Source organism: Glaesserella australis (assembly GCF_003260095.1).
GTDB lineage: Bacteria > Pseudomonadota > Gammaproteobacteria > Enterobacterales > Pasteurellaceae > Glaesserella > Glaesserella australis.
The window spans coordinates 48,694-72,441 of sequence record NZ_PTPX01000011.1 but is presented as its reverse complement, the minus strand read 5'-3'; the positions used below and the strand labels follow the sequence as shown (position 1 = coordinate 72,441).

Genomic DNA, 23,748 nt, shown 5'->3' with positions numbered 1-23,748 from the left:
TTATCGCCACGATTAAATTGTTCTTTAGCCATTGTAAAGTTTCCTTTGTTGATGAAATCCCATAGCACACAATGTGCTATGGAGTTTTAAAAGTTAAAAATTATTTTTTACGCGCTTCAATTACTGCTGCAGCCACACTTGCTGGTGCTTCAGCATATTTTAACGGTTCCATTGAGTATGATGCACGACCTTGAGTTTGTGAACGTAAGTCTGTTGCATAACCAAACATTTCTGAAAGTGGAACTTCAGCATTGATCTTAACAACGAACTCGTTCGCTTCTTGACCGTTTACCATTGCACGACGACGGCTTAAGTCACCGATAACGTCACCGACGTAATCTGGTGGAGTTTCAACTTCAACCTTCATGATTGGCTCAAGAAGAACTGGGTTTGCTTTAGCGAACGCTGCTTTGAATGCTAATGACGCTGCTAATTTGAACGCTAATTCTGATGAGTCAACATCGTGGTATGAACCGAAGTGTAAACGTACACCTAAATCCACTACTGGATAACCCGCTAATGGACCAGATTTAAGTTGTTCTTGGATACCTTTATCAACCGCAGGGATATATTCACCAGGGATTACACCACCTTTGATTTCGTTTACGAACTCATATCCTGGACCTTCAGCGTCTAATGGATATAAGTCGATAACAACATGACCGTATTGACCACGACCACCTGATTGTTTTGCGTGTTTACCTTCAACATCATTAACACGAGTACGGATAGTTTCACGGTAAGATACTTGTGGTTTACCGATGTTAGCTTCCACCTTGAACTCACGTTTCATACGGTCAACGATGATGTCTAAGTGTAACTCACCCATACCAGAGATGATAGTTTCGCCAGATTCTTCATCAGTGTGAACACGGAATGAAGGGTCTTCTTGTGCTAAACGACCTAATGCTAAGCCCATTTTCTCTTGGTCAGCTTTAGTTTTTGGTTCTACCGCTACAGAGATTACTGGCTCTGGGAATTCCATACGCTCAAGGATGATTGGTGCATCTTGCGCACATAATGTGTCACCAGTACCTACATCTTTTAAGCCGATAGCTGCAGCGATGTCGCCCGCGCGAACTTCTTTAATTTCATCACGTTTATTAGCGTGCATCTGTACGATACGACCAAAACGTTCACGTTTTTGTTTTACAGAGTTATAAACTGTATCACCAGAATTGATTACACCTGAGTACACACGGAAGAACGTTAAGTTACCTACGAATGGGTCAGTTGCAATTTTGAATGCTAATGAAGAGAATGGTTCATCATCGCTTGCATGACGCTCACCTGGTGTACCGTCTTCATTGATACCATCAATTGCTGGAATATCTGTTGGTGCTGGTAAGTAGTCAATTACCGCGTCAAGCATTGCTTGAACACCTTTGTTTTTGAATGCAGAACCACAGCAAACAGGGATTACTTCACCTGCTAATACGCGTTGGCGTAATGCTGATTTGATTTCTTCTTCAGTTAATTCTTCACCAGAGAAGAATTTTTCCATTAATTCTTCAGATGCTTCTGCTGCTGCTTCAACAAGGTTGTTACGCCATTCTTCACAGTCTGCAAGCATATCTGCTGGTACATCTTCGTAAGTGAAGGTCATACCTTGGTCAGCTTCGTTCCAGTTGATCGCTTTCATTTTGATTAAATCAACTACGCCTTTGAAGTTTTCTTCAGCGCCGATTGGAAGTTGAAGCGGAACAGAGTTACCACCTAAACGGGTTTTGATTTGTTCAACAACGCGTAAGAAGTTTGCACCAGTACGGTCCATTTTGTTTACAAACGCAATACGTGGTACTTTATATTTGTTAGCTTGACGCCATACTGTTTCAGATTGTGGTTGAACACCACCAACCGCACAGTAAACCATTACCGCACCGTCAAGAACACGCATTGAACGTTCTACTTCGATAGTGAAGTCCACGTGTCCCGGAGTATCGATAACGTTGATACGGTGTTGTGGGTATTGTTGTGACATACCAGACCAGAACGCTGTGGTTGCAGCTGAGGTGATTGTAATACCACGCTCTTGTTCTTGTTCCATCCAGTCCATTGTCGCTGCACCATCGTGAACTTCACCGATTTTGTGACTTACGCCTGTGTAGAAAAGGATACGCTCTGAGGTAGTTGTTTTACCTGCGTCAATGTGAGCACTGATACCGATATTACGGTAGCGCTCAATGGGAGTTGTACGAGCCATTATTATTACCTTATTTGGAATCTAATGTAAATTTATATAGTAATAGGCTTCATCGCAAATTTTGAGATGAAGCCTACAAAAATCAAAAGCTTATTACCAACGATAGTGAGCAAACGCTTTGTTAGCTTCAGCCATACGGTGAACGTCTTCACGTTTTTTCACTGCTGAGCCTTTGTTATCTGCTGCATCTGATAATTCGTTAGCTAAACGAAGTGCCATTGATTTGTCACCACGTTTACGTGCTGCTTCAACGATCCAACGCATTGCTAATGCGTTACGACGAGTTGGACGAACTTCTACTGGTACTTGGTAAGTAGAACCACCAACACGACGAGATTTAACCTCAACAGTTGGGCGCACGTTCTCAAGTGCGATTTCGAATGCTTCTAACGCATCTTTACCAGAACGTTGAGCTAATGTTTCTAACGCACCGTAAACGATTGATTCTGCGATAGATTTTTTACCATCAACCATTAAAACGTTGATGAATTTTGCAAGTAATTCTGAACCGAACTTCGGATCTGGAAGAATTTTGCGTGGTTCAATACTACGACGACGTGGCATTGCAATTTCTCCGTATTATAAATCTTCAGGATATCCAAAACTCATCTTTTGCGATTAAATCGCCTTTGACTGGAGTTTATGGTTTAAATATTAATTTAGACGTTTGGCCTTACTTAACGGAGAACCATTAAGACTTAGGACGTTTAACGCCGTATTTAGAACGACCTTGTTTACGGTCTTTAACGCCTGCACAGTCAAGTGCACCACGTACAGTGTGATAACGCACACCCGGTAAGTCTTTAACACGACCGCCACGGATTAATACAACACTGTGCTCTTGAAGGTTGTGACCTTCACCACCGATATAAGAAGTTACTTCAAAACCATTGGTTAAGCGGATACGACATACTTTACGTAACGCTGAGTTTGGTTTTTTAGGAGTTGTAGTGTATACACGAGTACACACACCACGTTTCTGCGGGCAAGCCTCTAATGCAGGAACGTTGCTTTTTACAACCTTTTTCACACGCGGTTTGCGTACTAGCTGGTTGATAGTTGCCATTAATAAAGCTCCAGTTAAAATAAAAAACAATAAAAAAGCCTTTCATAGACGAAAGGACGGTGAATTTTAAAGCGAGTGAGAAATCCTGTCAAGCGCTTTAATCTTCTACCTTTTGATCTGATAAATAGCGCCAATAAGATTATTTTTTTATAATGCCCATCTCTATATATTATTTCAATGTAAAGTAAAGGTACCTTTCATGACCCAAATGAAAATTGGCGTTTTATTAGCAAACCTTGGTACGCCTGATGAGCCAACAACACCCGCAGTAAAACGCTATTTAAAGCAATTCTTGAGCGATCCACGCGTTATTGATTTACCTAAATGGAAATGGCAATTTATCTTAAATTTTATGGTATTACCAAAACGTGCCCCGAAAGTCGCCGAAGCCTACAAAGGCATTTGGACGAATGAAGGATCACCACTCCTTTCTATCTCTCGCCAGCAACAAAAAGCGATACAAGACTACTTCAATGCACAAGGTAAAAATGTCGTGGTGGAACTAGGGATGAGTTATGGCAACCCAAGCATTGAAAGTGCCGTTGATCGCCTAACCAAACAAGGTGTAGAAAAAATCATCGTATTGCCACTTTACCCACAATACAGCTCAACCACCACCGCGTCCGTCTTTGATGCTTTTGCTCGTGGCTTAACCCAACAAAAGCGGGTCGTTCCTTTTGAATTTATCCATAGCTACCACAACGATCCGTTATATATCAAAGCCTTAGCTAATACCGTTCAACTTGAACAAGATGAACTCTTACTGTTCTCATTTCACGGCATTCCCGCTCGTTACGAAAGCGAGGGGGATTTTTACGCTAGCCAATGCCGAGAAACCGCTCGTTTAGTGGCAGAAACTTTAGGCTTAAATGAACATCAATGGTTCCTTTCGTTCCAATCCCGTTTTGGCAGTGAAGTTTGGCTACAACCTTACACGGACGAAACCCTTTCAGGTTTCCCAGCGAAAAATATCAAAAAAGTTGCCGTGATTTGTCCAGGCTTCTCAGCAGACTGTTTAGAAACCATTGAAGAAATCGCCGAAGAAAACCGTGAAAACTTTGAACACGCAGGCGGCGAAAGCTATCGCTATATTCCTGCATTAAATGCAACAGACGATCACATTCAAGCGTTGGTCAAATTGATTGAAGCGAAAATGGCTGCCTAATGAAATGGCAAACCAATAGCTGAACTTACAAGCGGTAAGATGGACTAAGTTTTTTGCAAATATTTAGTCACATCTTACCGCTTGTTTTTCAAGGAGATATTATGAAAAAATCCCTTTCCGTGAGTTTACTTGCACTCACGCTAGGCTTAACCGCCTGCACCACCAAACAATACCAAAGCACCTTAACAGAAGGTATCGACAACGGCGTTGCTCCGCAGCACGATTTTTATCGCTATGTAAACGGCAAATGGTTAGAAACTGCTCAAATCCCAGCAGATCGCACCTCGTGGGGAACCCTTGCTGAACTGAATGAACTCAATGAAAAACGCTCTGTGGCGTTGTTGCAAGCGGTGATTTCCGATCCGAATTTTGCTAACGATCCTAAAGCTCAACGCTTAAAAGCACTCTATCAAAGTTATACGGATTTAGACGCCCGTGAGAAATTGGGGCTAACGCCTATTCAAGCGGATTTAGCCAAAATTGATCAGATCCAAACCATTGCCGATTTAACGCAATATCTTATCAATGAAACCAAGCAGGGCAATGAAATGTTGTTCGGCTGGTCGGTCTTTGCCCATTTGAAAAACTCTCGCCAAAATGCGATCTATTTCAGCAATGATAGCTTAGGGTTGAGCAACGACTATTATCAAAAAGATACCCCTGAAAACCGCAAAACCTTGCAACTTTATCAAGATTATGTGGCACAAATGCTCACTTTTGCCAAAGTCAAAAATCCACAGCAAAAAGCCAAAGCGATTGTGGCGTATGAAAAGGCTATCGCCAAAACGCTCTTTACCAACGAGCAACGTCGAGATATTCAAAAACGCTATAACCCTTTATCAATCAATGCGTTAGCTAACGCAAGTAAGCAAATTAATCTAGCCGATTATCTCAACGCCGTTGGGGTGAACACGGACGAAGTGATTGTGTGGGAGCCGAATTTCTTAAAACAGTTTGATACGCTTATCAATCCGCAAAATCTGGCGGTGATTAAGGATTACTTGCGTTTTAAAACGGTCTCCAATGCGTCCACCTATTTGAATAAAGCCTTAGATGATGCCAATTTTGCGTTTTACGGGCAAAAATTGGTGGGGCAGAAACAGCAACGTCCATTGGATAAACGTGCGTTACGTTTAGTTAATAACCAAATCGGGCAAGAGTTCGCTCAATTTTATGTGGAAAAATTCTTCCCAGCGACCGCCAAAAAAGATCTATTGGAAATGGCGAGTTACTTGGTCAAAGCCTATCATCAGCGTATCGACAATTTAAGTTGGATGTCGGCGGAAACCAAAGCGAAAGCCAAAGTGAAGTTGGATAAATTTATCGTTGAAGTGGGCTATCCGAACAAATGGAAAGATTATAGCCAACTGACCTTAAAGACCGCAGAGCAAGGCGGTTCGCTCTACGGCAACTTGCGTGAAATTGCCAAATGGAACTATCAGGAAGCCTTGAGCAAGGTCGGCAAACCAGTCGATTTAAGTGAATGGGGAATGTTGCCGCAGGTGGTCAATGCGTCATACAGCCCGTTGATGAACCGCATTGTGTTCCCAGCAGGGATTTTGCAAGCACCGCTTTACGATATGCACGCAGATCCTGCGGTCAATTTCGGGGCTATCGGGGCGATTATCGGACACGAAATCACACACGGCTTTGACGACAGTGGCTCAAAATTTGACGGAGACGGTAATCTCAAAGAGTGGTGGACAGCAGAAGATCGCCAAAAATTTGAAGCCCTTGCGGACAAATTAGTGGCACAGTTCGACAAATTTGAAGTTGCCCCGAAAGTGTTCGTAAATGGACGTTTCACTTTAGGTGAAAACATCGCCGATCTCGGCGGATTAAGTATCGCCTATGACGCACTCAAATTGTATGAACAAGATCACGGCACTACGCCAACGTTGGAAAATCTCACGCCAGATCAACGTTTCTTTATGAGCTGGACACGTTCGTGGCGAAACAAAGCAACGGTTCAAGCCCTTACTCACCAAGTAAAAAGCGACCCACACGCACCGGGTCAATACCGAGCCTTTGCTCCTGTGTTGAACATTTCAGGCTTCCACAAAGCGTTTAACACCAAACAGGGCGATGCAATGTATCGTCCGATTAATGAAAGGGTGCAGATTTGGTAGTATTCAGATTTGAGATAAATAAAAATAGCGCCTAACAGCGCTATTTTTTATTCTTAAATAAGATTATTTCAAGCCTAATTTCTTCTCAAGGTAGTGGATATTTGTACCACCTTGGCGGAAGTTTTCATCAGCTAAAATTTGTTTGTGTAGTGGAATGTTCGTCTTAATACCTTCAACAATGGTTTCGGACAAGGCATTTTCCATACGGCGAATCGCAATATCACGATTTTCTGCGAAGGTAATCAATTTACCGATCATTGAATCGTAATGTGGCGGTACGGAATAACCTGCGTAAATATGGGAATCCCAACGAACGCCCAAACCGCCCGGTACGTGTAAACGGGTGATTTTCCCCGGTGACGGTAAGAATGTGCTTGGGTCTTCCGCATTAATACGGCATTCCATTGCGTGTCCACGCACTTTGATATCTTCTTGTTTAATTGAAATTGGTAAACCTGCCGCAACACGAAGTTGCTCTTTTACAAGGTCAACACCTGTAATCATCTCAGTGACAGGGTGTTCTACTTGTAAACGGGTATTCATTTCAATGAAATAGAACTCGCCATTTTCAAATAAGAATTCAAAAGTACCTGCACCACGATAACCGATTTCACGGCAAGCATTGGCACAACGTTCACCGATGAATTTACGCAATTCAGGGGTAATACCTGGTGCTGGCGCTTCTTCGACAACTTTTTGGTGGCGACGTTGCATTGAGCAATCACGTTCAGCAAGGTAAACTGCATTGCCGTGAGTGTCGGCTAGAACTTGAATTTCGATATGGCGTGGATTTTCAAGGTATTTTTCCATATAAACCATATCATTATTAAATGCCGCTTTCGCTTCTGCTTTGGTCATCGCAATCGACTCTTCTAAGTCTTTCTCGTGATGAACCACACGCATACCACGACCACCGCCGCCGCCAGATGCTTTAATAATTACAGGGTAACCAATGCGTTTTGCGATCTCTTTATTTTTCGCAACATCTGTACCGACCGGACCATCAGAGCCTGGTACACATGGTACACCCGCTTTTTTCATCGCATTAATGGCGGAAACTTTATCACCCATTAGACGAATGACATCTGCTGTTGGTCCAATAAAAGTAAAACCTGATTTCTCGACTTGCTCTGCAAAGTTCGCATTTTCAGATAAGAAACCATAACCTGGGTGAATGGCATCTGCCCCTGTCACTTCTGCCGCTGCAATGATCGCAGGAATATTTAAGTAACTTTTTGTTGATGGAGCAGGACCGATACACACTGTCTCATCAGCAAGTAACACATGTTTTAATTCACGGTCTGCTGTAGAGTGTACTGCGACAGTTTTGATGCCTAGCTCTCGACATGCACGCAAAATACGTAACGCAATTTCGCCACGGTTTGCAATGACAACTTTTTCTAACATAAGAACATGTCCTTAGTTGGACAAGCGGTCACTTTTTGCAAAATTTTGCAATAATCTCACCGCTTGTAAGAAATGAATTATTCAATAATGAAGAGTTTTTGATCGAATTCAACCGCTTCGCCATCATTTACAAGGATCGCTTTGATCACACCTGCTTTATCTGATTCGATACGGTTCATCATTTTCATTGCTTCAACGATGCAGAGGGCATCACCGACTTTAACTGTTTTACCTACTTCCACAAATGGTGCTGCTTCTGGGCTTGGGCTACGGTAGAAAGTCCCAACCATTGGCGAAAGCACAGCGTGACCTGAAACTTCAGCAGATGCTGCAGGCGCTGCAGCGGGCGCAGGTGTAGCTGGAGCACTTGGCGCAGCAACAGGCGCAGGCGCTGCTTGTGGTGCGGCAACATATTGTACTGCTGCAGGTGCAGCTACAGGTGCTGCACGGCTAATGCGTACTGTACCTTCTTCTTCAGACACCTCTAGCTCAGTGATGCCTGACTCTTCAACTAATTCAATAAGTTTTTTGATTTTGCGAATATCCATAGTGAGATCCGTTAGTGATTATGAAATAAAAAATTCTGCGTAGGTTACCTGAAATTTTGCTAATTTGCGACGAAAATCTTATAAATTTGCTGAAAATGTTGGCAAATTTGTCACTGATCGTAGCAGTTAAGTTTTTCTATTTTTAGGTTAAGACAGCTGGATTTCAAATTTATTTCCCGCTATTTAAAAAGTTTATCGCATAATCTAATGCATAGTCGTAACCTTTTGCGCCTAAACCACAAATAACACCTTTTGCCACATCACTTAAATAAGAGTGATGACGGAAAGGTTCACGGGCGTGAACGTTAGATAAATGTATCTCAACAAACGGAATCGCTACCGATAACAATGCATCACGCAGTGCAACACTTGTGTGAGTAAATGCGCCCGGGTTGATAATAATAAAATCTACTTTTTGAAAACCTTGGTGAATACGGTTAATCAGCGGTTCTTCACCATTAGCTTGAAAGCAATCAAAAGCAAAGCCTTGTGACTGCGCTTGTTGCTTTAGATGTTGTTCAATATCAGAAAGGGTTTGTGAGCCGTAAATATGTGGTTCACGTTTACCGAGCATATTTAGATTTGGGCCGTTTAACAATAAAATCGTTTTCATACATTTCCTTATAATAAGGTTTTCACTAATTCAGGAGGTCTGCAAAGTTTTGTGCCTTTCTCACCGCTTACAAAAGGACGATTAAGTAGATTAGGATATTGTGCAATCAACTCAATAATTTCTGTCTCGCTCGTTTCAGCGGTAATTTGTTGGTATGCTTCAACATCAGTACGAATCGCTTCTCTCACACTTAAACCACTTTCATCAATCAGCTTTTTAATCACTTCGATGCTTAACGGGTATTTTAGATATTCAACAATTTCAGGTTCAACCCCGGCTTCTCGAATAAGGGCTAAGGTTTCACGGGATTTACTGCATTTAGGATTATGGTAAATCGTTATTTTCACTGTTTACTCCTTATTCACTTACTAAATTCATTCATAAGTAGATCAAGAAAATGCTAAGTAGCTCGCATTCTTACTTTATTCAACATGCTACAATCATACCGATTTTATAACCAAATTGCGAATAGAGGAATTAGCGATGCAAGCGACATTACAAGATATTTTGGATACGGTGAAATCAAATGGTTTAACTTACCAACAAAAACTGATGATTATTGGCAATATTGCAGAACGGCTGTTTAATCCAATGGAATTGTTAGGCTATACACAGGAAGAGTGGGATCATATTAATAATCAGATGATCTGCGACTTAAACGAGGGCTATGCGATTTACCGCCCACGCTATATTTTGCCTGATTATAGTGTCTATATTAAAAAAGGTTGCCAATTCTTAGATTTACCGCCGCCCAAAGATCTTGATGAAGCTCTCGATGGCTTGTTGATTATCTATTCTCATGTGCCATCTATCACAACCTTCCCTGTTTATATTGGGCGTTTAGATGAATTATTGGAGCCATTTATTACAGATGAAGAGCAAGATTACATTAAGATCAAACGTTTCTTAAACCATATCGACAAAACGGTGCCTGACTCTTTCTGCCACGCCAATATTGGACCTTATGATACCAAAGCTGGACGCTTAATTTTAAAAGCGGTGATTGAGCTTGAAAACCCAACGCCGAATATGACGATTCGTTATGATAAAAATAAAACGTCTCGTGAGTTTGCTGAACTGGCGGCAAAAGCTTGCTTGTTGGTCTCTAAACCGTCTTTCGCTAACGACGCTTACTATATTTCAGATTTAGGCGAACAATATGGCGTAGCAAGTTGTTACAACGCTTTACCTGAATGTGGGGGGGCTTATACCCTAACTCGTTTGCGTTTAGGCACTATTGGGCGAGCGTGTAAAACCGTTGATGAAATGGTGAATCACTTACTCCCAAAAGTGGCCAAACTGGCTCTTTCAACCATGGATAAACGCCATAAATTCCTGGTAGAACAAAGCAATTTCTTTGAAACCGATTTTTTAGTGAAAGAAGGCTTTATTGAACGCACCAACTTTACGGGTATGTTTGCGATTGTTGGTTTAGCAGATGCTACAAATCATTTGCTGAAGCAAGAAGGCATTGATGAAACCTTTGGCAAAAGCAAACGTGGTGATGAGATCGCTACACAAATTATGGAAAAATTACGTGAAGTGACCAATGCTCACCAAGGGCTTTATGCCGAGCGAACAGGCAATCGCTATTTACTTCATGCCCAAGTAGGAGCCAGTATGCATGATGAAGATAAAGCGAATGCGCCCGCTCACCGAGTGAGAGTGGGTGAAGAGCCAACATTGTTAGCTCATTTAAAACAATCTGCGCCTTTCCATCAATATTTCCCATCAGGTACAGGCGATCTGTTTGCCTTTGATCAAACCTATGTTGATCACCTTGATGCTGTGGTTGATATTATTGATGGTGCTTTTGCCTTGAACTATCGCTATATCACAACATACTTAAAAAATACGGATCTTATTCGAGTCACAGGCTATTTAGTGAAGAAAAGTGAAGTAGAACGTTTCCGTAAAGGCGAAGCTGTATTGAGAGATACCACATGGTATGGCTCAGGCACCGACGAATGTGCGAATGTGTTCGATCGTCAATTACGTGACGAGCAAGATGTAAAAGGCTAATTTGCAAAAAATTCAATGGAAATGACCGCTTTATCTGACATTTTTGTGCCTTTGCATCGCATTATTCCCTTCTCCAATGTGGAAGGGCAAGGGAATCGCACATCGATCTTTTTGCAAGGATGCAAGCTCAACTGCCTTTACTGCCATAATCCTGAAACCATTCCACGCTATACGGCAGAAGCAAAGCAAGTAAGCCTGCAGTATTTGTATGAACAGGTTATGGATGCGGTGCCTTTTATTCGTGGTGTCACCGTGTCAGGCGGTGAGCCTACGATTCATCACAAAAAACTGGTGCCGTTATTTCAAGCATTACGAAAACAGGGGCTAACTTGCTATTTAGACAGTAGCGGCTTTTTTGATTACGAAGTAACAGCCCCTTTAATTGACGTTACAGACAAATTTCTTTTTGATTTAAAAGGGCAAGGATTAGGGCTACAAACACTCTGCTTTGAGCGTAAAAATCAAGCGGGAAAAGTGCCAGATCAAATTATTCCGACTCATCAACATATCAAAAGTGAAAATCTCGATCGCAATTTGCAAAATCTTGCCAAGTTGTTACCTCTTGGTAAAGTGGAAGAAGTTCGTTTAGTTTATCTGACCACATTTTTTGATGAGAAAGCCTTGGTTGCACAAGTGGCAGAATTACTCACGCCTTACCCTGACGTTACTTTAAAGATCATTCGAGTCCATACTAAAGGGAGTCGAGATCCTGAAGGTTTAGCCCCTTTTGTTCCAACGACGGAACAAGTAGATAAGCTAGCTGAATTTGCAAAAACCTGTGGTATTAGAAAGGTCGTGAAAATTTATTAAAAATGGGGCGGAACGCCCCTATTTTATTCACTTTTTACATCTTTTCTTAAAGACACCATCAACTGATCGATTTTAAAATTCTCCGTGTCGATAATTTCAAATTTATACTTATCATACAGCACAAAATCGGTCTTTTTCGGCACTTTTCGTAGCATATACATCATAAAACCGCTGATTGTTTCGTAGTTCTCTTGATTTGGGAACGATTCAATATCCAACGCTCTCATTACATCTTCCAATGGCGTTGAGCCATCGACCAACCACGAATCTTCATCACGGCGGACAATCTGTTCTTCTTCATTTGAGACCAGTTCGCCCATTACAATGCTCATCACATCATTTAAAGTCACAATTCCAACCACCAACGCATATTCGTTGATAATGACCGCAAAATCTTCCCCCGACGATTTAAAAAGCTCCAACACTTCAAATAGCGAGAGTGTATCTGGGATAAACAACGTTTTGCGTAGCACACGGCTGTCGGTCAATTTGACGTTTTCTTCTTGCAGATAAAGCGTCAAAAGGGTGTGGGATTCCACATAACCTAAAATTTTATCCAAACTTCCGTCAGTAATAATCAGCTTAGAATGGGAATTTTCCTTAAGCGTTTCAATGATTTGCTGACGATTAAAGGATTTATCTAGCGACACAATATATTCACGAATCGTCATAGTCGAAGTGACCGTTCGCTGTTGCATATCAAAGATATTTTCGATCAAATAATGCTCTTGTGCTTTCAATACGCCTGCTTCAGCCCCCGCGTCCACTATCGCAACAATATCATCAGACGTCATCGTATCTTCACGCACGGTTGGAATACGAAATAGGCGAAACAACGCATTCGCCAACGGATCGAGCAATAACACAAACGGTTTAAACAGAATAATGCTAAACGACATCAAGTTCACCATTTTCATCGCTACTTTTTCAGGATTGGCAATGGCTAAACGTTTTGGAATTAAATCGGAAAAGATAATAAATGACACCGTCACTAACGTAAATGAGATCCAAGATGATGCCGTTTCAAGCCAAGTCACTTGGCTATATTGGGCTAAAAAACGGTGAATATAAGGCGTGAGCGCCCCTTCACCAAACATCCCACCAAGTACCGCAATCACATTTTGAGCGATTTGTACCACTGTGATAAATTGTCCTGGTTCTTCTTGAAATTTCAGCACTTTTTGTGCTTTTTCATTGCCTTCATTGATTAAATTTTGCAACTTGAGCTTACGCACAGAGGCTAATGAAATTTCCCCTGCGGAAATGATCGCACTGGCAATCACTAATAAAATAATGATGAAAATAGATTCGGTTAATCCCATAATTTATATATTGATTCTTAAAAATTGAGCAATTATAGCAAAGCTCAGAAAAGTGGGCAAAAGGGATACTTGAGCAAGTTGGTAGATACGTTTACAAAAAAGCAACCCAAAAGGATTGCTTTTTAAGTTGTATAATTTATAAAAATTATTTCTTGTTAGCGTTATAAATTGCTTTCGCTTTTGGTACTAAGCGAGCTAAATTCTCTTGGCGATCTTCATTTGAAGGGTGAGTAGAGAAGATGGATAAACCTGCATTTCCATTTGCTTGACTCATTTTTACCCATACATTTGGTGCAGCTTCAGGGTTATAGCCCGATTCAGCCATCAACATTAAACCCACTTCATCCGCTTCTGTCTCTTGGCTACGGGAGAATGGTTTGGCTGCCACTAAATCAACACCAGTACTTAATAAACCTTCAGTATTCACACCTGTTGTAGCAGTGACAGCAACATCAGCTAATACACCAACAATACCTGTTACAGCACTTACAGTACGATCGGATTTACCATGTTCTTGTAAGGCGTGAGCCATTTCGTGCCCCATGACCACCGCAATTTCATCATCAGATAATCTGAGTTTCTCAACTAAACCTGTGTAAAATGCCATTTTTCCGCCTGGCATTGCCCAAGCATTTAACTCATCGGATTTTAATACCACAATTTCCCATTGGAACGGCACACCTGTTTTATTCGCTCGTTCTGCATAAGGTTTCATCTTATTAAACACCGCATGAACTCGTTTGGCGGTCGTCGAGCTCGTGTCTAGCATACTTTTTGCTCTCGCTTCTTGTTTTACTTGAGCATAGTTACTTTCTGCTTCTTGGTTAATTTGTGCAGTGGTAACGCAAGCGGTGAGTATTGCGGTAAATGTTGCAAAAATCGCTAGTTTTTTGATTAATTTCATTATTCATTTCCTATATAAAAAATGCCAAAGCACAAACTTTGGCATCAGAAAAATCAATTAAGAATTATTTTTTAGCACGTTCGAAAGATTCTAAGATCTCTTGGCGAGCTTCATTTACATCGCCCCAACCTTCTACTTTCACCCATTTACCTGCTTCTAACGCTTTGTAGCTTTCGAAGAAGTGTTGGATTTGTGCTTTTAATAACGCTGGTAAGTCGCCCACATCTTTAATGTGATCGTACTCTTTGCTTAATTTCGTGTGTGGAACAGCAACCACTTTCGCATCGCCACCTGCTTCGTCAGTCATTTTTAACACGCCAACTGGACGGCAACGAATGACAGAGCCTGGTTGAAGTGGGTATGGTGTTGGTACTAACACGTCCACTGGGTCGCCATCAGAAGAAAGGGTGTGGTTTACATAACCGTAGTTCGCTGGATAGAACATCGCAGTCGCCATAAAGCGATCCACAAAAATAGCACCGCTCTCTTTATCCACTTCATATTTGATTGGATCTGAGTTGGCAGGAATTTCAATTACAACATAAATATCATCTGGTAATTCTTTACCAGCAGGTACGTTTTCTAAGCCCATTTTGGTTTCCTTCTATTACATAAGGGTGAAAAATTGGCGAGATTATAACGGATTCGCTTTAGAACAGCAAAGCAAGCGGTCACTTTCTCATAAAAATTTGCAAAAAAGAGTGAGTAACTTACCGCTTGTAATTTCATTAAATGCAATTATAAATCTTGATAATATCAATTTACGCAATCATTAAAGCGGTTATAATTCTATTCACAAAAACAAATACAGTGTGTAAACACAACATCAACATCAAAAAACAATTAGTACAAACAAAGGATTCTATTATGGCTAACTATTTCAACACCCTAAATTTACGCCAACAATTAGAGCAATTAGGTCGCTGTCGTTTTATGGATCGTAGCGAGTTCGCAGATGGTTGTAACTATCTCAAAGGCAAAAAAATTGTGATTGTCGGCTGTGGTGCGCAAGGTTTAAACCAAGGTTTAAATATGCGTGATTCTGGTTTAGATATTTCTTACGCATTGCGTGCAGAAGCGATTGCAGAAAAACGTGCTTCATTTACTCGTGCGTCTGAAAATGGCTTTAAAGTTGGCACCTACCAAGAGTTAATTCCAACGGCAGATTTAGTGGTGAACTTAACCCCAGATAAACAGCACTCTAAAGTAGTTGCTGACGTAATGCCATTAATGAAACAAGGTGCGGCATTCGGTTATTCACACGGGTTCAACATCGTTGAAGTAGGCGAGCAAATTCGTAAAGACATCACTGTGGTGATGGTTGCACCAAAATGCCCTGGTACAGAAGTACGTGAAGAGTACAAACGTGGTTTCGGCGTGCCAACATTAATCGCAGTTCACCCTGAAAACGACCCACAAGGCGAAGGTATGGCAATTGCGAAAGCGTGGGCATCAGCAACAGGTGGCGACCGTGCGGGCGTGTTAGAGTCTTCATTCGTGGCAGAAGTAAAATCTGACTTAATGGGTGAACAAACCATTCTTTGCGGTATGTTACAAGCCGGTTCTATCGTGTGCTATGACAAATTAGTAGCAGACGGTAAAGATCCAGCTTACGCAAGCAAGTTGATCCAATACGGTTGGGAAACGATCACCGAAGCGTTAAAACAAGGCGGTATCACATTAATGATGGATCGCTTATCAAATTCAGCGAAAATCCGTGCCTTTGAATTAGCAGAAGAAATCAAAGCACAGTTAAACTTCTTATATTTAAAACATATGGACGACATCATCAGTGGTGAATTTTCATCAACTATGATGGCAGACTGGGCAAACGGTGACGCAAACTTATTAAAATGGCGTGAAGAAACCGGCAAAACTGCCTTTGAAAATTCGCCAAAAGCAGACGGTATCAAAATTTCTGAACAAGAATACTTTGATAACGGCGTGGTAATGGTCGCAATGGTGAAAGCAGGTGTTGAAATGGCGTTCGATGCAATGGTTGCAAGCGGTATTTATGAAGAATCCGCTTACTACGAGTCTTTACACGAGCTTCCGTTAATCGCAAATACGATTGCTCGTAAACGTTTATACGAAATGAACGTGGTAATTTCAGACACGGCAGAATACGGTAACTACTTATTCTCACACGTTGCAACACCAATTCTTGCGGAAAAATTAATCCCAATGTTGCAAAAAGGTGACTTAGGCGAACCAACCCCAACAGTGGAAATCGACAATGTTTACTTACGTGACATCAACGATGCGATTCGCAACCACCCAGTTGAGTTAATCGGTCAAGAATTACGTGGTTATATGACAGATATGAAACGTATTTCTGTTGGTGATTAATCATTTGATATAGAATAAAGCCTGCTACGAAAGTAGTGGGCTTTTGTGCATTTAAGGAGATGAAAAATGAAAAAATTCCCAATTAGCTTGATGACATCAAGTTTAATGCTTGCATTTTCAAATAGTTATGCTGCAGATATTGAACATACTTGTAATATTCAAACGGAATGTCATTATGGCTTGTACTATAAAGGATTCGTAAATCAATCAACAAATGAATCTCGTACGGAACGATACTGGATCTTAAATGGTGATACAAATAACCCGCTTGGTGCTTATGAAAATAATTTAAAAGTGATCCTTACGCCAAAGCATTATCAAAATATAGCAGCAACAGAATCTGCTGATAGCTTTAATGGGTCTTATACAAATGTTATTTCCATCTCAAATGATGCTCGTTTCAATCCTATTACTGATCAATTCTCAGAAGAAACACTGAATAATGCTCATATCATAATCCCAACGGGTACAACAGCAACTTTATCAAAGGTGTCAGGTAATGGCAGTATTTTAAGCCTTTCAAATGCGAGTGCAATTATCGAAAAAGGAGTTAAATTTACTTTAGAACCGAGCTTTGAAGAAGATAACCAAATTGATGACGTCTCTTTTTTTCTCAGAGGCAATTCGAGCCTATGGAAAATACTCTAATATAACAACGTCTGCAGATATTATTGTCAATGCAAGGGAAGGTACAGGTATTGAAATAGATGACAAAGCACAATTAACGGCTAATGATCATTCCATTACACTCAATGGTATGGAGTCAGAAGGTATTAGTGTTGATGATGGATCACAAGCTATTCTCAATAACGTGAGTATTTCTGGTAATAATTATACTCAGGTAGGCATTGATATAAGTGACTCAAGTTCTTATGCTCAACTAAATAATAGTTCTATTTCTTTAACTAATAATAATTTAACTTCAGGTATCAATTTATATAGCGGTAAAGCTGAAGTGAATGATAGTAAAATTGAAGCCCAATATGCTATTACAGCGGATGTATTCGGTTATACAGATCGTTCTATAACAGGTAATCACAATGTTATTAATATTACAAATAGCACATTTTTAGGTCGCGATGCTCTACTTTCAGTCAATCCAGATACGGATGAAAACCATGATGTAAATCAGCTAATGGCACATAGCACAACATTAAATGTAGAAGATAGTAATCTTTATGGAGCAGTCAGAACAAACACTTATTCCGACGATATTCAAACACCAGAATGGTTTAAAAATAATGTATCAATGACATTAAAAAATAGCCAATGGACAATCAACAATAACAGCGAAGTTGACCTTCTTGCGTTATCTAAATCGAATGTTACTTTTGAATCATCAAGCTCAAGTTTCAAAACACTAGTAATCAACGATCTTGTCGGAAATGCGAACTTCACTTTAAACACTGATCTCGCCAACCAACAATCAGACAAAATCGTAGTAAAAGGCTCTGATAGCGGTTCATTTGGTTTAAATATTAACGATTCAGGCAATGAACCCAATGCGGAAAACGGCAAAGTCACCTTAGTTGAAACCGCAACAGGTACGGCACAATTTGCCCTTTTAGGCAAAGAGTATGTGGACGCAGGGGCTTACCGTTATCGCTTAAACCAAGAAGGCAATAACTGGGTGCTTTCTAATAAAGCAGGTGAACCATCTAAAACAACCACCCAACCCGAAACACCAACGGAACAACCAAAACCTGTTGAACCAACAACGCCTACTACACCTATTCAACCTACTGCACCAATAACACCAGCCCCAGTTCAACCAACTGAACCTACACCAGTAACGCCAGTACAGCCTGTTACACCAGTAGTTCCTGTTGCACCGACTACCCCAACATCTCCAGATAATCCTACAACAGAAGTTGTGTTGAGTGAAAAATCTAACGCCCTTGTTTCTCTCCGTCAGGCACAATTAGCTTTAGTAGAAAGCCATCTTGAAGGCTTACATCAACGTTTAGGCGAACTGAAAAATGGCGAAAAAGGCAATGTTTGGGTACGTAACGTTAATTCACGCAATGAGTTTGATGCCACTCGTACTGCAAGTAACTCACACTCATCAGGCTTTGAGCAAGATGTTCATACCGTTCAGCTCGGTGCGGATGTGGCGGTAACAGACAGCGTGCGTGTCGGTGGATTCGTGGGTAATGCTCGCTCTGATGTGAACTTTAACGGCGAATATGGCTCAGGCAAAGTGAAAACACAATCAGTCGGTCTTTACGGCACTTACCTTGCAGATAACGGTTTCTATTGGGATAACGTAGCGAAATATGAATACGTGAAATCCGAATCAGCAAGCACAGGCAAACGTAAATACAACGCTTATACCCTTTCGACTGAAATTGGGCGGATTCATCAACTCGGTCAAGGCTGGACAGTAACACCACAAATTCAAGCGGCTTGGACAAGACTATCAAGCCTAAGCGATGAAGAACGCTTATCGGCATTAACTGCACGAGCTGGCGTGCGTGTAGCGAAAGCGATTGAATTTGATGGTTGGAAACTTCAACCTTACGCAGAAGTGAACGGCATCACCACACAAACAAATGACAACAAGGTTCGAGTTAATCAATATGCTTTTGATGTCGCAGAGAGCAAAGGTCGCATCCAAACTGCCCTTGGTATCAATGCAAGTGTAGGTAATCACCGCTTTGGTGTGGAAGGATCTGTGACAAATGGCAAATACTTAGATCAGCCATATAAAGTGCAAGCGGTTTATCGTTATAGTTGGTAACAATACAAGCGGTACGTTTGGTAAATTTTTTTACAAATGTGACCGCTTGTAATAGCGTTTCAAACATATAGAAAAAGTGCAGTAAACTGACTGCACTTTTTGTTTAAAGAAAATATAGGCAAAAGAGATTATTTCTTCACTAAGAACAATACGGCATCAATATAACGTTGCACAAATTCATTGGTTGAAGATGAATCTGAAAAACCTTCTGAGTTAATTTGGTATTGCTCATTTACAAAGAATGCAGGCACGCCACGCACCTTAAATTCTTCTGCAGCCTGAGTTTGTTTTGCCACTAAACCATTCACAGCAAAGCTGTTGATACCGTTATCAAATTGCTCGGCGGTAATGCCATTAGCTAAGAAGATAGCACGAATATCATCCATTGATTTGATCGCGTCTTTTTGAGCAGCTTCAAATAATGGCGTTTTAACTTTGTCTTCTATACCTAATGCCATGGCAAGAGCCCAACCACGCGTTAACTCTGCAGATTGACGACCTAAGAAATCCACATGGTACTGTTTTAAAACGGCACCTTCAGGTAAACCCGCTTTAATTTTGCTTGGGATCTTGTAAGTTAATTCAAAATCGTAGCAGTGTGGGCAATAGAATGAGAAAAATTCTAAGACTTCTTTTTGCGCAGATGGTACCTGGCGAACTTCAGTATATTCCTTATTTGCTACTGGATCTTGTGCCATGGCGCTTGAGTTGAATGCACAAAGTGCAGAAAGGGCGATAAACACAGTTTTTAATGCAAATTTTTTCATAAATTCCTCAAATATAAAAAGTCGATAAAATCTCATGTTGAGACAACATTAATCGTTTAAAATTCCACGCGCACGTAATAAAGCGGTTTTAAAATCTTCTTCGTAATCTTTTTTAATACCAGGGATGACTTCGGTTTTATCTTTTCCACGCATTTTTAATTGATAAATTAACACTTCATCACGCAGAGCATCTAAGTCATTCGGTTTACCCACTTCTTCAGCTAATTTGTGTAATAAATCTAATAGGTGAAGATCAGGCTCTTTACGCCAATGTTCACCTAATAGCTCTAACACTTCATCTAGACGTTTGCATTTCATAGAAAATCCTTAAAAAAAGTTGGAAAAAACTAGGCGGAATCATATACTTTTAGAGTTCATTTTGCAAAAACAAGGGGAAAATAAATGCAGTTTGATGAGATCCAAGGGGTAATTTTAGCAGGCGGACTTGCTCGTCGTTTAAATGGTGTACAAAAGGGGCTACAGCCCTTATGGAATAAGCCGTTAATCAGCCACATTTTAGAGCGACTCTCCCCACAAATTTGCAAAATTTGGCTTAATGTGAACCGCTTGCATGATGTTTATCAGCAACAATACCCTGATCTTCCACAATACTCAGATCGTCTTGAAGGTTTTCAAGGTGCATTAAGTGGCATCTTGTCTGGCTTTGAGCAGATTGAGAGCGACTATCTGCTGTTCGTGCCGTGCGATACCCCTTTTCTGCCCGATAACCTTGTCGCAAAGCTCCATACCGCATTACGCATTAACGACGCTCAAATTGCCTATGCCCACGACGGCGAACGCCCCCACCCGACCGTCGCTTTAATTCACCGCTCCGTTGTGCCTGCATTACAAGATTATCTTCATTCAGGGGAGCGTCGCCTGTTTCACTTTTTCCAATCGCAAAAAAGTGTCGCGGTCGATTTTTCAGAACAAAAACAGGCATTTAAAAATTTTAATACCCCAGCAGACTTTGCTCTCCCCCCGCTTGCGGGGGGAGATGTCCGCAGGACAGAGTGGGGGATCCCGTTACTGGCAATCACAGGCTACAGCGGCACGGGCAAAACGACTTTGCTCGAAAAACTTATTCCCGCCTTAAATCAACGGCAAATCAAAGTAGGCTTGATCAAACATTCTCATCACAATGTGGATGTAGATAAACAGGGAAAAGATAGCCACCGCCTACGTTTAGCAGGGGCAAATCCGACAATGGTTGTTTGTGATCAGCGCTGGGCGATGATGGTTGAAACCAGCTCACTTGCGGCTTTTGAAAGGTTGGTAAAACAGATGGAAACAGAGCAAGTCGATCTGATTTTGGTCGAAGGCTTTAAACACGAACAGCTTCCGAAAATCCAGCTACACCGTCAAGGGATCGAAAAACCGCTCCCCGAGTTAGATGAATTTACCATTGCTACGGCAACAGATTATCCGTTAGCCAGAGAAAATCGTTTGGATATTAATGATGTTGAGCAGATTGCGGAGTTTGTGGTGGGGTATTTGAAAAAATAGAGAAGGGCGGAATTTCCGCCCTTGGTTTTAGAATTTATAGCTCACTTGTGCGTTAATATTACGTCCTGCACCGTAGTAGCAGTAGTAATCACACGCAGCCACATAGCGACGATCACCTACATTTTCTACATTCACTTGAGCACTCCAGTTTTGGTTGAAATCGTAGCGTGCCATTAAGTCCACGACAGTAGTTGATGGAACTTGAGCATGAGAGTAAGGATTATACGTATCATCTTTTGTTGCTACGCTATGTCCAACATAACGAATTCCTGCTCCAAGCGTTAAACCGTTGAGCATTCCTTGGTCAAAACGATAAGCTGTTTTGGCTGCAAAGGTTGCTGTTGGGATATATTGACGACGAACTTTACCCGATGCGGTATCGGTTTCTGCTTTTAGATAAGTATAAGCTAATGTCGTACTCCAGTTAGGTGTAATATTAACATCTGCTTGAACTTCAATTCCTTTACGGCGAACGAGATCATCTTGGGTTGATACGCCACTTTGGTTTATCTTTAATGCACCTTTATCTTTTGCTCTAAAGCCTGCGATAGTAATAACACCATCTAACCAAGTTGGTAAATATTTAACACCCACTTCATATTGACGAGTTGTGTTTGGTTCATAGAGTGTTTCATTACCACTAATTCCAACTGGGATGCTAAATGATTCGCTATATGCGACATATGGATTAAGACCAAAAGGTGCTTCATACATCAATGAACCAGAATATGATGTATGATTTTGTTTTACACTTTGAGTACTGGTATATTCATCTTGTTTTGCACGATCGTGACGGACACCTAAACCTAACACCACTTTATCTGCAAAACGGCTTTGGTTTTGTAAATAGAAGCCTAATTGACGTGCTTTAATTGTTCTATGAGTTGCACCTGATAAATCTTGTACCTGACCGTAGCCTACACTTGGATTGAAAATATTAGAACCTGTTGTTCTACCAAAACCCATTCCATCATACATTGTATCAACTTTATTATGACGGTAGTTTGTACCTACCACTAAAGTATTTTTTAACCAATCATTTTGGTAATTCCAAGTAAGGTGGTTATCTAAAGCGTGAGAAATAGCCTTACCATCATTGAAGATTAAACCACGAGCAACAGAATAATCTGATGCTACTGAAGAAAAGGCGTAGCTTCCACGATGGTAATTATCTGCGTGGCTATAACGGTAACTTGAAGAAAGTTGTAACCCATTTGCAAAATCGTGATTAAGTTCATAACCAATACTGTATTGACGATTGCGTTCTTTATCATTTACAGGGTCGCCTAAGTTAGTTGAACGATCAATATAGCCATTTGGTGTAGGTACTAAAGTGCCGTATGCAGGTAAGAAATTATTACTCGGCACACCTTTATCCTGCTGATAATTCGTTAAAACTGTTAAACGAGTACGGTCTGAAATATCCCACTCAAATGATGGCGCAATATAAAGGGTTTCGTTTTTGGTGTTATCCCATTGACCATCTTTACCGCCATAAGAAGTGACTAAGCGATAGCGTAGGGTTTCTGCATTATTCATTGCTCCGGTGTAATCTGCCGCAAAGCCATATTGGGTATTGTTGCCGATATTGAGCTTAAATTCGCCTTTGCCAATTTGATCTTTATGTGGGCGTTTGCTGACATAGTTAATTAAACCACCTGACTGTGCCGCACCAAAGGTCATCGCGTCCGCACCTTTGGTAATTTCAACGGCTTCTAAACCAAACGTGTTTACATAAGGTGTAAAGAACCCGTAACTAAATGTTGGCAGGCCATCTACCGCTTGGGTTACTTCTGCGCCACGCACACGGAACCAGTTAGTATTGCTATCTTCGCCGAAAACTTGGTTAGTAAAACCAGCTTGATAACGTCCGATTTCATCGGCTTTAGTGATATTTTGTTTATCAAGCTCTTCACGACTTACCGCCACTGCCGATTTGGCTTGATGCACAGGCACTTCGCCCATACGGTACATAGAACCGCCAACGACACTAATCTCATCTAATGTCGCTGTTTCTGTGTTAGCAGGCTGATTTGCCATTGCATTACTTGCAATGGCAAGTAGTACTACTTGGGAAATGGTTGAATACACGAAAGTTTTTTTCATTTTTAAGTCCTTAAGTTAATAGAATTATTCAGTTCCCCCCTTTGAAAAAGGGGGGCTAGGGGGGATTTTTAATCGCCTTGTGTCAACATTT

Annotated in this window: 21 protein-coding genes; 8 read left to right on the top strand and 13 right to left on the bottom strand. The window is 41.0% G+C overall.

The genetic code is table 11. The features are described from left to right. Positions 1-100: 100 nt before the first annotated feature. The 3 genes from fusA to rpsL form a co-directional block, all read right to left on the bottom strand. A complete protein-coding gene (fusA, locus tag C5N92_RS05635) occupies positions 101-2,203 on the bottom strand; it encodes an elongation factor G (RefSeq protein ID WP_111749873.1) in 2,103 nt (700 codons plus the stop codon). 93 nt (positions 2,204-2,296) lie between these two features. Then, positions 2,297-2,767, bottom strand: coding sequence for a 30S ribosomal protein S7 (rpsG, locus tag C5N92_RS05630; RefSeq protein ID WP_005714246.1), 471 nt, complete (start codon positions 2,765-2,767; stop codon positions 2,297-2,299). A gap of 127 nt (positions 2,768-2,894) precedes the next feature. Beyond that, the gene (rpsL, locus tag C5N92_RS05625) at positions 2,895-3,269 is read right to left on the bottom strand and encodes a 30S ribosomal protein S12 (protein ID WP_005708967.1); all 375 of its coding nucleotides are present in this window, start codon (positions 3,267-3,269) and stop codon (positions 2,895-2,897) included. A gap of 199 nt (positions 3,270-3,468) precedes the next feature. Here rpsL and hemH point away from each other — a divergent pair, with 199 nt between their 5' ends. Both hemH and C5N92_RS05615 read left to right on the top strand, forming a co-directional pair. Next, the gene (hemH, locus tag C5N92_RS05620) at positions 3,469-4,434 is read left to right on the top strand and encodes a ferrochelatase (protein WP_111749872.1); all 966 of its coding nucleotides are present in this window, start codon (positions 3,469-3,471) and stop codon (positions 4,432-4,434) included. 101 nt (positions 4,435-4,535) lie between these two features. Further along, complete coding sequence (locus C5N92_RS05615) at positions 4,536-6,563, top strand: M13 family metallopeptidase (RefSeq protein ID WP_111749871.1); 2,028 nt, start codon at positions 4,536-4,538, stop codon at positions 6,561-6,563. Positions 6,564-6,626: 63 nt separating this feature from the next. On the opposite strand, the gene accC is transcribed toward C5N92_RS05615, so the two are convergent. From accC to arsC, 4 genes are all read right to left on the bottom strand, one after another. Next, positions 6,627-7,970, bottom strand: coding sequence for an acetyl-CoA carboxylase biotin carboxylase subunit (gene accC / locus C5N92_RS05610; protein ID WP_111749870.1), 1,344 nt, complete (start codon positions 7,968-7,970; stop codon positions 6,627-6,629). Between the two features lie 77 nt (positions 7,971-8,047). After that, a complete protein-coding gene (accB, locus tag C5N92_RS05605) occupies positions 8,048-8,518 on the bottom strand; it encodes an acetyl-CoA carboxylase biotin carboxyl carrier protein (protein WP_111749869.1) in 471 nt (156 codons plus the stop codon). A 169-nt stretch (positions 8,519-8,687) separates the two neighbouring features. Beyond that, on the bottom strand, positions 8,688-9,131 hold the full coding sequence (gene aroQ / locus C5N92_RS05600) for a type II 3-dehydroquinate dehydratase (protein WP_111749868.1): 444 nt from the start codon (positions 9,129-9,131) through the stop codon (positions 8,688-8,690). Positions 9,132-9,139: 8 nt separating this feature from the next. Continuing rightward, on the bottom strand, positions 9,140-9,478 hold the full coding sequence (gene arsC, locus C5N92_RS05595) for an arsenate reductase (glutaredoxin) (protein WP_111749867.1): 339 nt from the start codon (positions 9,476-9,478) through the stop codon (positions 9,140-9,142). 136 nt (positions 9,479-9,614) lie between these two features. On the opposite strand from arsC, the gene C5N92_RS05590 reads away from it, so the two are divergent. Together C5N92_RS05590 and C5N92_RS05585 are read left to right on the top strand one after the other, a co-directional pair. Next, the gene (locus C5N92_RS05590; RefSeq protein WP_111749866.1) at positions 9,615-11,153 is read left to right on the top strand and encodes a YjjI family glycine radical enzyme; all 1,539 of its coding nucleotides are present in this window, start codon (positions 9,615-9,617) and stop codon (positions 11,151-11,153) included. A 21-nt stretch (positions 11,154-11,174) separates the two neighbouring features. Further along, complete coding sequence (locus tag C5N92_RS05585) at positions 11,175-11,963, top strand: 4Fe-4S cluster-binding domain-containing protein (RefSeq protein ID WP_111749879.1); 789 nt, start codon at positions 11,175-11,177, stop codon at positions 11,961-11,963. A 23-nt stretch (positions 11,964-11,986) separates the two neighbouring features. On the opposite strand, the gene paeA is transcribed toward C5N92_RS05585, so the two are convergent. From paeA to ppa, 3 genes are all read right to left on the bottom strand, one after another. Then, complete coding sequence (paeA, locus tag C5N92_RS05580; protein ID WP_111749865.1) at positions 11,987-13,285, bottom strand: polyamine export protein PaeA; 1,299 nt, start codon at positions 13,283-13,285, stop codon at positions 11,987-11,989. 145 nt (positions 13,286-13,430) lie between these two features. Further along, a complete protein-coding gene (locus tag C5N92_RS05575; RefSeq protein ID WP_111749864.1) occupies positions 13,431-14,189 on the bottom strand; it encodes a M48 family metallopeptidase in 759 nt (252 codons plus the stop codon). 64 nt (positions 14,190-14,253) lie between these two features. Then, positions 14,254-14,781, bottom strand: a complete 528-nt coding sequence (gene ppa / locus C5N92_RS05570) for an inorganic diphosphatase (RefSeq protein WP_111749863.1) — start codon at positions 14,779-14,781, stop codon at positions 14,254-14,256. 275 nt (positions 14,782-15,056) lie between these two features. On the opposite strand from ppa, the gene ilvC reads away from it, so the two are divergent. The 3 genes from ilvC to C5N92_RS05555 all read left to right on the top strand — a co-directional run bounded on the left by ilvC (position 15,057) and on the right by C5N92_RS05555 (position 19,278). Beyond that, on the top strand, positions 15,057-16,538 hold the full coding sequence (gene ilvC, locus C5N92_RS05565) for a ketol-acid reductoisomerase (protein WP_111749862.1): 1,482 nt from the start codon (positions 15,057-15,059) through the stop codon (positions 16,536-16,538). A gap of 66 nt (positions 16,539-16,604) precedes the next feature. Continuing rightward, the gene (locus tag C5N92_RS05560) at positions 16,605-17,186 is read left to right on the top strand and encodes a hypothetical protein (protein ID WP_111749861.1); all 582 of its coding nucleotides are present in this window, start codon (positions 16,605-16,607) and stop codon (positions 17,184-17,186) included. After that, positions 17,134-19,278: an autotransporter outer membrane beta-barrel domain-containing protein gene (locus C5N92_RS05555; RefSeq protein WP_238138464.1), complete on the top strand. Its 2,145-nt coding sequence runs from the start codon at positions 17,134-17,136 to the stop codon at positions 19,276-19,278. The genes C5N92_RS05560 and C5N92_RS05555 overlap by 53 nt, the downstream gene beginning before the upstream one ends. A gap of 128 nt (positions 19,279-19,406) precedes the next feature. On the opposite strand, the gene dsbA is transcribed toward C5N92_RS05555, so the two are convergent. After that, entirely contained in the window at positions 19,407-20,045 is a 639-nt protein-coding gene (gene dsbA / locus C5N92_RS05550; RefSeq protein ID WP_111749860.1) for a thiol:disulfide interchange protein DsbA, read from the bottom strand. A gap of 48 nt (positions 20,046-20,093) precedes the next feature. Then, entirely contained in the window at positions 20,094-20,363 is a 270-nt protein-coding gene (locus C5N92_RS05545) for a YihD family protein (protein WP_111749859.1), read from the bottom strand. Positions 20,364-20,447: 84 nt separating this feature from the next. Here C5N92_RS05545 and mobA point away from each other — a divergent pair, with 84 nt between their 5' ends. Further along, a complete protein-coding gene (gene mobA, locus C5N92_RS05540) occupies positions 20,448-21,551 on the top strand; it encodes a molybdenum cofactor guanylyltransferase MobA (protein WP_111749858.1) in 1,104 nt (367 codons plus the stop codon). 27 nt (positions 21,552-21,578) lie between these two features. Here mobA and C5N92_RS05535 read toward each other — a convergent pair whose 3' ends face one another. Next, positions 21,579-23,657, bottom strand: coding sequence for a TonB-dependent siderophore receptor (locus C5N92_RS05535; protein WP_111749857.1), 2,079 nt, complete (start codon positions 23,655-23,657; stop codon positions 21,579-21,581). Between the last annotated feature and the right edge of the window lie 91 nt (positions 23,658-23,748).